A 13,830-nucleotide genomic window follows, 5' to 3' on the forward strand; every position below is an offset into this window, starting at 1 on the left:
AGATATGGAAGCCGGGTGACCGGTGGAGTTGACTGGTACTAATAGGCCGAGGGCTTGTCCTCAGTTGCTCGCGTCCACTGTGTGGTTCCCGGGTTGCGAACAGTCGCACCGGTGAATCAGTTCCACTTACTTAATTGAAAAGTGTGCTTGTTCGCTAGAACCCGATAGGGTTTCGGTGGTCACAGCGTTAGGGAAACGCCCGGTTACATTCCGAACCCGGAAGCTAAGCCTTTCAGCGCCGATGGTACTGCAGGGGGGACCCTGTGGGAGAGTAGGACGCCGCCGAACAATCTTTGGAGGACCCCTGGTCCCAGCGTTCATGCTGGGACCAGGGGTCCTTTTTGTTTTGGCCAGAAGACAGGAGTCACGTAAATGCCCACCAACTCTTCCGACGACCGGGGGGACCGCGAGCCGCGGCGCCGGGACGGCGGCGACCGGAGGGATTTCCGCGACTCCGGACCGCGTCGTGACCGCGATCGTGACCAGGACCGTGGTGGCTTCCGGCGTGACGACCGCCGCGACGACCGGCCTCGTGGGCCGCGTCGCGACGACGACCGCGGTGGACGCCCCGGCGGTGGCTACGGCCGCCGCGATGATCGGCGTGACGACCGTCGGGACGACCGGCGTGACGATCGCCCGCGTGGTCCGCGCCGGGACGACCGTGACGGTGGCTTCCGCCAGGGTGGGTTCCGTCGTGACGAGCGCCGCGATGATCGCCGGGATGACCGTGGTGGATTCCGCCGGGACGACCGGCGGGACGACCGTAGTGGCTTCAGGCGTGACGACCGCCGTGACGACCGGCCCCGTGGGCCGCGTCGCGACGATGACCGTGGCGGACGTCCGGGCGGCTTCGGGCGCCGTGACGATCGCGGTGACCGGCCGCGCGGTGGCTTCGATCGCCGGGATGACCGGCCTCCGTTCCGCCGCGATGACCGTCGTGACGACCGCCGCGATGACCGGCGTGATGACCGTGATGGATTCCGCCGGGACGACCGGCGTGATGACCGTGGTGGATTCCGCCGTGATGACCGCCGCGACGACCGTGGTGGATTCCGCCGTGATGACCGCCGCGACGACCGTGGTGGGTTCCGCCAGGATGACCGCCGCGGTGACCGGGGCGATCGGCGTGACGATCGTGGCGGGTTCCGGCGTGATGACCGGCGTGATGACCGCAGTGGGTTCAAGCGTGACGACCGTCGCGATGATCGGCGTGACGATCGCGGTGGGTTCCGCCGTGATGACCGCCGCGATGACCGTGGTGGGTTCCGCCGCGATGATCGGCGGGACGATCGCCGTGATGACCGCCGTGATGACCGCCGCGATGACCGTGGTGGGTTCCGCCGGGACGACCGGCGTGACGACCGGCCCCGTGGGCCGCGGCGGGATGACCGTGACGGCGGTGGCTTCCGCGGCGGTCGGGACGACCGGGGCTCTCGGCGTCCGTACGGCGGCGGCCAGGGGCGCGGCCGTGACGACCGGTCCGGTGGCTACGGCCGCCGCGACCGCGACGAGCGCGGCCGGGACCGGGACCGCGAGCCGATCAAGCGGCTGCCGATCCCCGAGGACGTGACCGGCGACGAGATCGACAAGGACGTACGGCAGGAGCTGCTGAGCCTGCCGAAGACCCTTGCCGAGGACGTCGCCAAGAACCTCGTCATGGTGGCCAAGCTGCTGGACGAGGACCCGGAGCGGGCGTACCAGTACTCGCGCGTCGCGCTGCGGCTCGCTTCGCGTGTCGCCGCCGTCCGCGAGGCGGCGGGGTTCGCGTCGTACGCCGTCGCGAAGTACTCGGAGGCGCTGGCGGAGTTCCGTGCCGCGCGCCGGATGACGGGCAACAACGACCTGTGGCCGGTGATGGCCGACTGCGAGCGCGGCATGGGCCGTCCCGAGCGGGCGCTGGCCATGGCCGGTGAGCCCGAGGTCCAGAAGCTGGACCGGGCCGGGCAGGTCGAGATGCGCCTGGTGGCCGCCGGTGCCCGGCGCGACATGGGCCAGGCCGACGCCGCCGTCGTCACCCTCCAGAGCCCGGAGCTGGCCTCGAACTCCGTCCAGCCGTGGACCGCCCGGCTGCGGTACGCCTACGCCGACGCGCTGCTGGCCGTCGGCCGTGAGGACGAGGCGCGGGAGTGGTTCGCGAAGGCGCTGGAGGCGGACCAGGGCGGCACCACGGACGCTTCCGACCGGCTCGCGGAGCTGGACGGCGTCGAGTTCGTGGACGCGCTCGACGCCGATGAGGTCGCCGACGCGAGTGAGGCCGTCGAGGTCGCGAAGGTCGCCGAGGTGGCCGAGGCCGACGACGTTGCCGAGGAGGCCGCGGACACCGCAGCAGCCGAGGCCACGGACGACGACGCCGTGGACGCCGCGGACAGCACGAGCAGCGAGCGCGGCGACGCCAGCTGATGCCTGAGGGCGGAACCCCGGCCACCACCCCCGGCCGGGGCTCCGCCCTCTTTATCGTCCTTCCGCGGGCTCAGCCCAGGGTCAGGCTGCGCAGCACCAGCCCGGTGGCGGGCTTCGGACCGAAGGACGTCGACTTGCGCGGCATGGCGACCCCCTGACGCGCCAGCTCGCGGACGACCTCCTCGCGCACCGGATGCATCAGCACCGCCGTGCCGCCGTGCCGCTCCGCCTGCTCGACGGCCGCTTCCGCGTTGTGGATGTAGCCGATGTGCTCGGCGCTGTCCGGGATCTGCCAGAGGTGGTCCAGGAGCAGCGAGTGCAGGACGGTCGCGTCCAGTGTCCGCCAGGCCTCCGGCCGTCCCTCGGGAACCGTACGGGCCAGCAGCCCGGGGTCGGGCCGGTCGAGCAGGTGGAATCCGCCGTCGCCCGCGAGCAGGAACGCGTTCTGCCCGTCCGGTGCGGTGGCCGCCTCCGCGAGGGCGTCCAGGGCGCGGGGCAGCGGGCCGTCCACCGTCCGTACCCGGAAGGCGGTGCGTGCCGTGGCCAGCGCCTCGGCCACCGGGAGGTGGCGCAGCAGCCGGTGGATGGCCCGGACCCGGAGCGGGTAGCGGGCGGTGTCCACGAGGAGGACGAGGCCGAAGTCCCAGGGCCCGGGCTCCGTTCGTTCCTCGCGCAGCCGTAGATAGGTGGCCCAGCGGTGGTGGCCGTCGGCGATGAGGGCCTGGTGGTTGCGCAGATCGGCGGCGATCGCGACCAGGTCGGCCGGGTCGGTGACCCGCCACAGATGGTGGTCGAAGCCGTCTTCGGTGGTGGTGGAGAGCAACGGCTCGTGCCGGATGGTGCGTTCGATGACCGCGGCGGCGCCGTTCCCCGTACCACCGCCGTCGCCGCGGTAGGCGAGCAGCAGGGGTTCGAGGTTGGCGGCGGTGGCGCGCATCAGGTCGGCGCGGTCCTCGACGATGTGCGGCATGACCTCCTCGTGCGGGAGGACGACGCCCTCCTCGCGCGGACTCAGCCGCAGGGCGCCGATCAGCCCGCGCTGGAGGATGTGGCTGTCGCGCTGTTCGTAGACGTACAGGGCCGGTTCGGGGTCGGGCGCGAGGATGCCGTCGGCCTGCCAGCGGCGCAGGGTGTCCGCGGCCTGCCGGTGGCGGTCGGCGGGGGTGCCGGCCTGCGGGAGGATGAGGCGGACGATGTTGTGAGGATCGGCGGTCTCGAGTTCGCGGAGACCGTCGGGGCGTACGACCACGTCGTAGGGCGGTGAGGTGACGGCGGCGAGACTGCCGACCCGTTCCGCGACGTAGCGCAGCCCCCGGAAGGGGGTGAGCTGGAGACCTTGCCCGCCAGGCCCTGAAGTGCTCATTAGAGAATGTTATGCCCCGGTCGGCGATGCGCCATGATCGGGGGGAGAACGCATGGATCTGCGAGGAGAGTGTCCCCCCATGAACCAGACCGTCCGGATCGCGCCCGAGGGCAGCCAGCGGTCGCTGAACGAGGCGTACGACACCGCGCTGCTGGACCTCGACGGTGTGGTGTACGCGGGTGGCGAGGCCATCACGTACGCCGTGGAGTCGCTCGTCACCGCACGGGACGGCGGGATGCGGCTGGCGTATGTGACCAACAACGCGCTGCGCACGCCGCAGGCCGTCGCCGAGCATCTGACCCGGCTCGGGGTGCCCGCCGGGGCCGAGGACGTGATCACCTCGGCGCAGGCCGTCGCCCGGCTGATCTCCGAGCAGCTGCCGCAGGGCGCGCGGGTGCTGGTGATCGGCGGGGAGGGGCTGCGGGTGGCGCTGCGGGAGCGCGGGCTGCTGCCGGTGGAGTCCGCCGACGACGACCCGGCGGCGGTGGTCCAGGGGTACGGCGGACCGGACATGCCGTGGGCGCGGCTGATGGAGGCGGGCTACGCGGTGGCGCGCGGGGTGCCCTGGTACGCGTCCAACACGGACCTGACGATTCCGAGCGGCCGCGGGATCGCGCCGGGCAACGGCGCGGGCGTGGAGGTCGTACGGATCGTGACGGGCCAGGACCCGCAGGTCGCGGGGAAGCCGCTGCCGCCGATGCACCGCGAGACGATCCTGCGGACCGGGGCCCGGCGGCCGTTGGTGGTGGGGGACCGGCTGGACACCGATATCGAGGGGGCGTACGCGGGCGGGGTCGACTCGCTCCTCGTGCTGACCGGGGTGACGACCCCGGCGCAGCTGCTGGCCGCTGAGCCCAAGCACCGTCCGGCCTATGTGGACCGCGACTTGCGGGGACTGCTCACGCCCCACCCGGTCGTCGAGCCGTCCGACGGCGGCTTCCGGTGCGGCGGTTGGACGGCGCGGGTGGGCGACGGCGTGCTGCTGCTGGAGGGGGACGGCGATGAGCCGCTGGACGGGCTGCGGGCGCTGTGCGCGGCGGCCTGGAACGAGGCGGGGGAGGGTGTGAGCGGCGCGGACGCGGGGAAGGCGTTGGCTCGGCTGGGGCTGTGACCCGGCCGGGGTGGTGAACCGGCTCGGGCTCGATCCGGCCGGGGTGGTGAGCGGACGCCGCCAGGGGGCGTGACGAGGCCGGGGCCTGGGGTGATGTGGCCCTGGACGGCGGACCCGCCCGGGCGCCGCAGGCACGGCTTAGGGTAACCTAACCTAAGTCTTGATCGGCCGTGCTGTGAGGTGGAGTTCCGCGTGACCCTGGTCAGTCCGGCGAAAGCCGGGCCCGAGACAGCGACCGATACGGCGGCCCCGCCACCCCGCCGGCACACCGCGCGTCGGGTGGCCGGGCTCGTCGTCTCCCTCTGCGCGCTGGTGGCCGTCGCGGCCGCCAGCATCGCGATCGGCGCCAAGCCGATCGCGCTCGGGGACGTCTGGCACGGGCTGGCCCACTACAGCGGCAGCGACACCGATGTGGTGATCAAGGACGTACGGCTGCCGCGCACCCTCCTCGGGCTGCTCGTGGGCGTCGGCCTCGGGCTCGCCGGCGCGGTCATCCAGGCCCTCACCCGTAACCCGCTCGCCGACCCCGGGCTGCTGGGGCTGAACGCGGGCGCGTCCGCCTCCGTCGTCTCGGCGATCAGCTTTCTCGGCGTCACCTCCCTGACCGGCTATGTGTGGTTCGCCTTCCTCGGCACCGCCGTCGCCTCCGTGCTGGTGTACGCGCTCGGCGGCAGCCGGGGCGCCACGCCGGTGCGGCTCGCGCTCGCCGGTACGGCCGTGTACGCGGCGCTCTACGGCTACATCAACGCCGTACAGCTGCTGGACAGCGCGGCGCTCGACAAGATGCGCTTCTGGACGGTCGGTTCGCTCGCCTCCGCCAATATGACCGTGGTCCGGCAGGTGGCCCCGTTCCTCCTGGTCGGCGCGGTGCTGGCGCTGTTGCTCGGCCGTTCGCTGAACGCGGTGGCGCTCGGCGACGACACGGCGCGCTCCCTCGGCACCAACCTGGTCCGCACCCGGGCGATGTCCATGCTGGCCGTCACCCTGCTGTGCGGGGCAGCGACCGCCGCCTGCGGGCCGATCGCCTTCGTGGGGCTGATGGTTCCGCACCTGGTCCGGGCGCTCACCGGACCCGACGTGCGGTGGACGCTGCCGTACGCCGCCGTGCTGTCGCCCGTCCTGCTGCTGGGCTCCGACGTGATCGGGCGGGTCCTCGCCCGGCCCGCCGAACTCCAGGTCGGCGTCGTCACCTCGCTCGTCGGCGGGCCCGTCTTCCTCTACCTCGTACGCCGCCGAAGGATGGCCCAACTGTGAACGCGAGCAAGCGCACCACGCCCAGGACGAGCGGAGTCACGCTGCGCACCGGCGGCCTCTCGCTGCGCCTGGACGTCCGCGGCGCGGTCGTGGGGCTGCTGCTGCTCGCCGTGGCGCTGGCGATGAGCGTGGTCCTGATCGGCACCGGCGACTTCCCCATGGCCCCCGCCGATGTGCTCAACACCCTCGCCGGGAACGGCACCATGGCCCAGGACTTCATCGTCCACGACCTGCGGCTGCCGCGCGTCCTGGTCGGGCTGCTGGTCGGCGCGGCGCTCGGGCTGGCCGGGGCGGTCTTCCAGTCCATCTCCCGCAATCCGCTGGGCAGTCCGGACGTGATCGGCTTCGGGCAGGGCTCGGCGGCCGGGGCGCTCACCGTGATCGTCCTCTTCCAGGGCAACCCGGCCGAGGTCGCCACCGGTGCCATCTGCGGCGGTCTGCTGACCGGGGTCGGGGTCTACGTGCTGGCCTGGCGGCGGGGCATTCACGGCTACCGGCTGGTGCTGGTCGGCATCGGCGCCACCGCGATGCTCGCCGCCGTCAACGGCTACCTGCTCACCAAGGCCGACCTCCCCGACGCCACCCGCGCGGTGGTGTGGTTGACCGGCTCGCTCAACGGGCGCGACTGGAACCAGGTCTGGCCGCTGGCCTGCGTGTGCGCGGTCCTCCTGCCCCTGATCCTCGGGCAGGCACGGGGCCTGCGGATGCTGGAGATGGGCGACGACAGCGCGTACGCCCTCGGGGTGCGGGTCGAGCGGACCCGGCTGGTGCTGATGTTCTCGGGCGTCCTGCTGACCGCCTCCGCCACGGCCGCCGCCGGGCCCGTCTCCTTCGTGGCGCTCGTCGCCCCGCAGCTGGCCCGCAGGCTCACCCGTTCGCCCGGTCCCAACCTGCTCCCCGCGGCCTGGATGGGCGCGGCCCTGCTGGTCACCGCCGACTGGTCCGCGCAGCGGGCCTTCGGCGCCGACCAACTGCCGGTCGGGGCGCTGACCGCGATGCTGGGCGGCGGCTATCTGCTGTGGCTGCTGGTGACCGAGCGCAAGGCGGGGCGGATATGACGGAACGCACGCGGGCGGACGCCGAACACGGCATGGACGGCATGGACGGCATGGACGACAAGGGCAACAGGGAAAAGGACACCGGGCAGACCGTGGCTTCCAGCAGCAACAGCACCAGCGACACCAGCGACAAGACGACGGACCGGCAGCGGCTCACCGCCGAGGGCCTGACCCTCGCGTACGACCGGCGCACCGTCGCCGAGAACCTGTCGGTCACCATCCCCGACCACTCCTTCACGGTGATCGTGGGGCCCAACGCCTGCGGGAAGTCCACCCTGCTGCGCGCCCTGTCCCGGATGCTCAAGCCGACGGCGGGGTCCGTGCTGCTGGACGGCGAGGTGATCGGTTCGCTGCCCGCCAAGAAGGTGGCCCGCACCCTCGGCCTGCTGCCGCAGTCCTCCATCGCCCCGGACGGGATCACCGTCGCCGACCTGGTCGCCCGTGGCCGCTACCCGCACCAGGGGCTGCTGCGGCAGTGGTCGGAGACGGACGAGCGGATCGTTCAGGAGTCGATGGAGGCGACCGGCGTGGCGGAGCTGGGGGATCGCTTTGTCGACGAACTGTCCGGCGGGCAGCGCCAGCGGGTGTGGATCGCCATGGCCATCGCCCAGCAGACCCCGCTGCTGCTCCTGGACGAGCCCACGACGTACCTGGACATCCAGCACCAGATCGACGTCCTCGACCTGTGCGCCCAGCTCCACGAGGAGCAGGGCCGTACCCTCGTCGCGGTGCTGCACGACCTGAACCACGCCGCCCGCTACGCCACGCATCTGATCGCGATGCGGGGTGGCGAGGTCGTCGCGGAGGGCGCGCCGGGGGAGATCGTCACGGCGGAGCTGGTGGAGCGGGTCTTCGGGCTGCGCTGCCAGGTCATCGACGACCCGGAGACGGGGACGCCGCTGGTCATACCGGCCGCCCGCCGGTCCCGTAAGACCGCGGAGGCGGAGGCGGCGGAGGCGGCGGATGAGCCGCTGGCCGCCGCGGCGACGGAGTCCTGAGGGCGGCCCTTAAGGGGGCTAGAGCAGCTTCCGCAGCCGCAGCAGGTCGAGCAGCCCGGCCTCCAGCTTGACCCGGCCGCTGCCCCAGGCCCGGGCGAAGTGCAGCTCGCCGTCGACCAGGGCCACCAGGTCGTCGCCGGACATGGACAGCCGGATCTGGGCACGTTCCCCCGGGGGGCCGGGCGCGGTCGTCACGTCCTCGATGCGGCTCTCCACGAGACGGCCCATGAAGGTCGTGTCGAGGTCGGTGATCCAGCAGCTCACGGAGCGATCGAGCGCGGCGGCGCTGCGGAGGTCCCCGTTCGCGCCCGCGAGGTTCTCCGCCAGTTTGTCGAGTGCGTCGCGGCACTGTTCCAAGGTGGCCATCGCCGACGACGGTACCCCAGGTCGCGCCCCGTCGGGACGCGCCCGCTTCGCGGTAGCGTCGGGGGCATGAGTGAGCCGATGCCGGGCGTGCGGCCCGGGCCTGAGCAGGAGCCGGGGGCGGACGAGCCGGTCGCGGCGGCGGCCGGGGAGCCGGACCCGGGGCCTGCGGAGGCGCCGGTGGAGGCCGCCGAGGAGGTGCCTGGGGAGGCGCCCGGGGAGGCGCCGCCCGGGCCTGCAGATCCGGCTCCGCTCGGCGTCGGCCGTACGCCCACCGGCGTCCCCGACGTCGACGCCCGGCTCGACCGGCTGGCCGACGCGGACGACCTCCCGGTGAGCAGTCACCTGGAGGTGTACGAGGATGTGCACCGGGGCCTGCGCGACACGCTGACGGCACTCGACCGGCGGCCCGGACCTCCGGCCCCGCCCGCCCCCTCCCCGTAAGACCCCATACGGCCGACCCCAGGAGCTGAACCACCCGTGGCAGTGACCCGCCCACGACGCGTACGACTCGACGCGGAGCTGGTGCGCCGCAAGCTGGCCCGTTCGCGCGAGCACGCGAGCCAGCTGATCGCGGCGGGCCGTGTGACCGTCGGCGGGGCCACCGCGACCAAGGCCGCGACGCAGGTCGAGACCAGCGCCGCGGTCGTCGTGATCAAGGACGACAGCGATCCGGACTATGTCTCGCGCGGCGGCCACAAGCTCGCGGGCGCGCTGTACGCCTTCAGCGAGGAGTACCGCGAGGGGGCGGGGCGGACCACCGACCCCACCCCGGTCTCCGGTTCCGGGCTGACCGTCGCGGGCCGCCGGGCGCTGGACGCGGGCGCCTCCACCGGCGGTTTCACCGACGTCCTGCTGCGCGCGGGCGCTGCCCACGTCGTCGCCGCGGACGTCGGTTATGGGCAACTTGCATGGTCTTTGCAGAATGATGAACGCGTGACCGTTCTCGACCGTACGAACGTACGCGAGCTGACGCCGGAGCAGATGGGAGGCGAGCCCGTGGACCTTGTCGTCGGGGATCTCTCCTTCATCCCGCTCGGGCTGGTGCTGCCCGCCCTGGTGCGCTGCACCGCGCCCGGCGCCGATCTGGTGCTGATGGTCAAGCCACAGTTCGAGGTCGGCAAGGAGCGGCTCGGCAGCGGTGGCGTCGTCCGCAGCGCCGAGCTGCGTGCCGAGGCGGTGCGGACGGTGGCTCATCAGGCGGCGGACCTGGGGCTGGGCGTGCTCGGCGTGACCGCCAGCCCGCTGCCGGGACCGTCGGGGAACGTCGAGTACTTTTTGTGGATGCGCGCCGGGGCGCCGGCACTGGACCCGGACGATGTTGACCGTGCAGTGGCGGAGGGGCCCAGTTGACCACTTCAGAACCAGCGGCGAAGGCGGAGTCGGCGGCGGAGACGGGGGACAAGCCGACGACCGAGGCGACAGCCGACCGTACCGTCTTCCTGCTTGCGCACACCGGCCGCCCGGCGGCCATCCGCAGTGCGGAACTCGTCGTCCAGGGGCTGCTGCGCAGCGGCATCGGGGTGCGGGTGCTCGCCGCCGAGGCCGCTGACCTGCCGCTGCCGCCCGCCGTCGAACTGGTCGACGCGGGCCGCGACGTGCTCGACGGCTGTGAACTGCTGGTGGTGCTCGGCGGGGACGGGACGCTGCTGCGCGGCGCGGAGTTCTCGCGCATCTCCGGTGTGCCCATGCTCGGCGTCAACCTGGGCCGGGTCGGCTTCCTGGCCGAGGCCGAGCGCGACGACCTGGACAAGGTCGTGGACCGGGTGGTGAGCCGCCAGTACGAGGTCGAGGAGCGCATGACCATCGATGTGCTGGTCCGCAACGACGGGCACATCGTGCACACCGACTGGGCGCTGAACGAGGCGTCGGTCGAGAAGGCGGCGCGCGAGCGGCTGCTGGAGGTCGTCACCGAGGTCGACGGCCGCCCGGTGTCCCGCTTCGGCGGCGACGGCGTGGTGTGCGCGACCCCGACCGGCTCGACGGCGTACGCCTTCTCGGCCGGTGGCCCGGTGGTGTGGCCCGAGGTCGAGGCACTGCTGATGGTCCCGATCAGCGCGCACGCCCTCTTCGCGAAGCCGCTGGTGACGACGCCGGAGTCGGTGCTTGCGGTCGAGGTGCAGCCGCAGACCCCGCACGGGGTGCTGTGGTGCGACGGGCGCCGCACCGTGGAGCTGCCCGCCGGGGCGCGGGTGGAGGTGCGCAGGGGAGCGGTGCCGGTCCGGCTGGCCCGGCTGCACCACGCGTCGTTCACCGACCGGCTGGTGGCGAAGTTCGCGCTGCCGGTGGCGGGCTGGCGCGGGGCGCCGCACTAGCGCCGCGCCGAGGGCGAGCGGGCCGGTGAACACCGGCCCGCCGCCGATGCGGACGCCGTGCCGTGGCCGTCCGGCAGCGGCGGCATGGGGACACCCTTTCGAGGGGGTGCGTCCGATACGCCCCCGGCGTCGGCGAGGGGGAGGTGACCGGGCTATCCCGCGTTCACCCTGGGTAGGCGTGGGGCCGTCCCCGGGGGTGGCCGTCGCGAGGTGGCCGGTAAACCTCGTATGGTCTTGCACGTGCTGGAGGAGATGCGGATACGTGCCCTGGGTGTCATCGACGATGCCGTGGTCGAGCTGTCACCCGGCTTCACCGCGGTAACCGGCGAGACCGGCGCGGGCAAGACCATGGTCGTCACCAGTCTCGGACTGCTGCTCGGCGGCCGCGCCGACGCCGCCCTGGTGCGGATCGGCGCCAAGGCGGCGGTCGTCGAGGGCCGGATCACGGTCGACGCCCGCTCGCCCGTCGCCGTACGGGCCGAGGAGGCGGGTGCCGAACTCGACGACGGGGCGCTGCTGATCAGCCGTACCCTCTCCGCCGAAGGGCGGTCCCGCGCCCATGTCGGCGGCCGGTCCGTGCCGGTGGGGCTGCTCGGGGAGCTGGCCGACGACCTGGTGGCCGTCCACGGCCAGACCGACCAGCAGGGCCTGATGCGGCCCGCCCGGCAGCGCCAGGCGCTCGACCGGTACGCGGGCGCCGCCGTCGCCGGGCCGCTGGAGAAGTACGCGGGCGCCTACCGGCGGCTGCGCGCCGTCGCCGCCGAACTGGAGGAGCTGACCACCCGGGCGCGCGAGCGGGAGCAGGAGGCCGACCTGCTGCGCTTCGGCCTGGAGGAGGTCGCCGCCGCCGAGCCGCGGGCGGGCGAGGACGACGAACTCGCCGCCGAGGCCGAGCGGCTGGGCCACGCCGAGGCCCTGGCGTCCGCCGCCGCCCTCGCGCACACCGCCCTCGCGGGCAACCCGGAGGACCCCGAGGGCGTGGACGCCGCCACCCTCGTCGGCGGCGCGCACCGCGCCCTGGAGGCTGTCCGCTCCCACGACCCCGCCCTCGCCGGGCTCGCCGACCGCATCGGCGAGGTGGGCATCCTGCTGTCCGACGTGGCCGGTGAACTGGCCGGGTACGCCGACGACCTGGACGCCGACCCGCTGCGGCTCGCCGCCGTCGAGGAGCGCCGCGCCGCGCTGGCCCAGCTGACCCGCAAGTACGGCGAGAACATCAGCGATGTGCTGGCCTGGGCCGAGCAGGGCGCCGCCCGGCTCGCCGAACTGGACGGCGACGACGACCGCATCGGCGAGCTGACCGCCGAACGCGACGCCCTCCGCGCCGACCTGGGCGGGCTGGCCCAGGCGCTCACCGACGCCCGTACGGAGGCCGCGGCGCGCTTCGCCGAGGCCGTCACCGAGGAGCTGGCCTCCCTCGCGATGCCGCACGCCCGGGTGACGTTCGCGATCCGTCAGACCGAGGCCGCGGACGAGGCGTCCGGCGTCGAGGTCGGCGGGCGCGCGGTGGCGTACGGTCCGCACGGCGCCGACGAGGTCGAGCTGCTGCTCGCCCCTCACCCCGGCGCCCCGCCCCGCCCCATCGCCAAGGGCGCATCGGGCGGTGAGCTGTCCCGGGTGATGCTCGCGGTCGAGGTCGTCTTCGCGGGCTCCGACCCCGTACCGACGTATCTCTTCGACGAGGTGGACGCGGGCGTCGGCGGCAAGGCCGCGGTCGAGGTCGGCCGCCGGCTGGCCCGGCTCGCCCGCTCCGCCCAGGTGGTGGTCGTCACCCACCTCCCGCAGGTCGCCGCCTTCGCGGACCGGCACCTGGTGGTGGAGAAGACGAACGACGGGGCGGTGACGCGCAGCGGCGTGAAGGCCATGGAGGGCGAGGACCGGGTCCGGGAGCTGTCCCGGATGCTGGCGGGCCAGGAGGACTCGGAGCTGGCCCGGGCCCACGCGGAGGAGCTGCTGGAAGCGGCCCGCACGGGCCGCTGACGGGAGCCCTTTCCCCACCCCACCCCACCCCGCCCCTTCCCGAACCGGGCGCCGCCCGGCCCCGCCGGGGCTCCGCCCCTGGCCCCCGCCCACGGTCCCGCCGTGGCTTCGCCGCCGGGCTTGGTTTCCGGGCCCCGCTGGGGCTTGGCCCCCGGGCCCTCGCCGCGGCCCTGCGCTGATCTCGCCGGGCTTCGCCCTCAGGGCCCGGGCCGGGCCCGGCCGTTGCCAGGGTGGAGCTGCCGGATTCGGGGAGGGGCGGGGTGGGGAATGCCGCGGAGTTCACCCATATGGGTGGTGCTGCGGACGTACGGGCGAGCGCTGGGTGGGCGTGGCATGGGAACGTTGCGGCGAGCGCACCGCGAAGGCTGGCATTCTTGGCGGAGCAAGCGCAGCGCAGCAACCGCACCTCCGACACCGCCCCAGGAGCTCCGCCCGAGTGAGCAGTACCGTGAGCAACACCCCGGTCCCGCCGCACGGGCAGCCGTCGCTGCACGCCGTTCAGGTGCTGGGCGAGGGGACTTCGGGCAGCGGGGTGCATGTCCGGTCGCTGTCGGCCGGGCTGGTGGCGCGCGGGCTGCGGGTGACCGTGTGCGGGCCCTGGAGCGCCGAGCAGGGGTACGGCTTCACGGAGGCGGGCGCCCGGTTCGCACCGCTCGACGGCCGTACGGACGCCGGGAGCATCGCGTCGATCCGTACCGCTTCCGTCGGGGCCGGGCTGGTGCACGCGCACGGGCTGTGGCCCGGTCTGCTGGCCGCGCTCGCGTTGCGCGGCCGGGGCGTCCCGCTCGTCGTCACCTGGCACACCAAGCGGGAGGCCGAGGGGCCGCGGGGCCGCGTCGTACGGCTGATGGAGCGGCGGGTGGCGCGTGCCGCGTCGGTCGTGCTGGGCGTGTCCTCGGACCTGGTGGACCGGGCCCGTGACCGCGGGGCGCGCGACGCACGGCTCGCGGCGGTCGCGGTGCCCGCGCCGCGCCCCGCGCCCGAGACG

13 protein-coding genes and 1 rRNA gene are annotated in these 13,830 nt (G+C 73.7%); 12 read left to right on the forward strand and 2 right to left on the reverse strand.

The genetic code is table 11. The annotated features are described in order from the left end of the window. Positions 1 to 171 precede the first annotated feature (171 nt). The 3 genes from rrf to EEJ42_RS51695 all read left to right on the forward strand — a co-directional run bounded on the left by rrf (position 172) and on the right by EEJ42_RS51695 (position 2,400). Positions 172 to 288 (forward strand): 5S ribosomal RNA (rrf, locus tag EEJ42_RS05505). 178 nt (positions 289 to 466) lie between these two features. After that, a complete protein-coding gene (locus tag EEJ42_RS51690; RefSeq protein ID WP_221179324.1) occupies positions 467 to 1,570 on the forward strand; it encodes a hypothetical protein in 1,104 nt (367 codons plus the stop codon). Continuing rightward, positions 1,540 to 2,400: a tetratricopeptide repeat protein gene (locus EEJ42_RS51695; protein ID WP_123098874.1), complete on the forward strand. Its 861-nt coding sequence runs from the start codon at positions 1,540 to 1,542 to the stop codon at positions 2,398 to 2,400. The genes EEJ42_RS51690 and EEJ42_RS51695 overlap by 31 nt, the downstream gene beginning before the upstream one ends. A gap of 70 nt (positions 2,401 to 2,470) precedes the next feature. Here EEJ42_RS51695 and EEJ42_RS05520 read toward each other — a convergent pair whose 3' ends face one another. Then, a complete protein-coding gene (locus EEJ42_RS05520; protein ID WP_123098867.1) occupies positions 2,471 to 3,763 on the reverse strand; it encodes a DUF1015 domain-containing protein in 1,293 nt (430 codons plus the stop codon). Positions 3,764 to 3,842: 79 nt separating this feature from the next. Here EEJ42_RS05520 and EEJ42_RS05525 point away from each other — a divergent pair, with 79 nt between their 5' ends. The 4 genes from EEJ42_RS05525 (at position 3,843) to EEJ42_RS05540 (ending at position 8,184) form a co-directional block, all read left to right on the forward strand. Continuing rightward, positions 3,843 to 4,874, forward strand: coding sequence for an HAD-IIA family hydrolase (locus EEJ42_RS05525; RefSeq protein WP_123098868.1), 1,032 nt, complete (start codon positions 3,843 to 3,845; stop codon positions 4,872 to 4,874). 192 nt (positions 4,875 to 5,066) lie between these two features. Continuing rightward, positions 5,067 to 6,128, forward strand: coding sequence for a FecCD family ABC transporter permease (locus EEJ42_RS05530; protein ID WP_123098875.1), 1,062 nt, complete (start codon positions 5,067 to 5,069; stop codon positions 6,126 to 6,128). Beyond that, on the forward strand, positions 6,125 to 7,186 hold the full coding sequence (locus tag EEJ42_RS05535) for a FecCD family ABC transporter permease (RefSeq protein WP_123098869.1): 1,062 nt from the start codon (positions 6,125 to 6,127) through the stop codon (positions 7,184 to 7,186). Before EEJ42_RS05530 ends, EEJ42_RS05535 begins: the two co-directional genes overlap by 4 nt. Positions 7,187 to 7,236: 50 nt before the next feature. After that, a complete protein-coding gene (locus EEJ42_RS05540) occupies positions 7,237 to 8,184 on the forward strand; it encodes an ABC transporter ATP-binding protein (protein WP_246096105.1) in 948 nt (315 codons plus the stop codon). 18 nt (positions 8,185 to 8,202) lie between these two features. Here EEJ42_RS05540 and EEJ42_RS05545 read toward each other — a convergent pair whose 3' ends face one another. After that, positions 8,203 to 8,550, reverse strand: a complete 348-nt coding sequence (locus EEJ42_RS05545) for a sterol-binding protein (RefSeq protein WP_123098870.1) — start codon at positions 8,548 to 8,550, stop codon at positions 8,203 to 8,205. Positions 8,551 to 8,616: 66 nt separating this feature from the next. Here EEJ42_RS05545 and EEJ42_RS05550 point away from each other — a divergent pair, with 66 nt between their 5' ends. The 5 genes from EEJ42_RS05550 to EEJ42_RS05570 all read left to right on the forward strand — a co-directional run. Continuing rightward, entirely contained in the window at positions 8,617 to 8,991 is a 375-nt protein-coding gene (locus tag EEJ42_RS05550; protein ID WP_246096100.1) for a hypothetical protein, read from the forward strand. 42 nt (positions 8,992 to 9,033) lie between these two features. After that, positions 9,034 to 9,900, forward strand: a complete 867-nt coding sequence (locus EEJ42_RS05555; protein ID WP_123098872.1) for a TlyA family RNA methyltransferase — start codon at positions 9,034 to 9,036, stop codon at positions 9,898 to 9,900. Continuing rightward, positions 9,897 to 10,862, forward strand: a complete 966-nt coding sequence (locus EEJ42_RS05560; RefSeq protein ID WP_123098873.1) for an NAD kinase — start codon at positions 9,897 to 9,899, stop codon at positions 10,860 to 10,862. The genes EEJ42_RS05555 and EEJ42_RS05560 overlap by 4 nt, the downstream gene beginning before the upstream one ends. A 228-nt stretch (positions 10,863 to 11,090) precedes the next feature. Further along, on the forward strand, positions 11,091 to 12,842 hold the full coding sequence (recN, locus tag EEJ42_RS05565) for a DNA repair protein RecN (RefSeq protein WP_184502951.1): 1,752 nt from the start codon (positions 11,091 to 11,093) through the stop codon (positions 12,840 to 12,842). Between the two features lie 436 nt (positions 12,843 to 13,278). After that, a partial coding sequence (locus EEJ42_RS05570) for a glycosyltransferase (RefSeq protein WP_246096101.1) occupies positions 13,279 to 13,830 on the forward strand: 552 nt, incomplete at its 3' end.

It is taken from the genome of Streptomyces botrytidirepellens (assembly GCF_003721215.1).
GTDB lineage: Bacteria > Actinomycetota > Actinomycetes > Streptomycetales > Streptomycetaceae > Streptomyces > Streptomyces himastatinicus.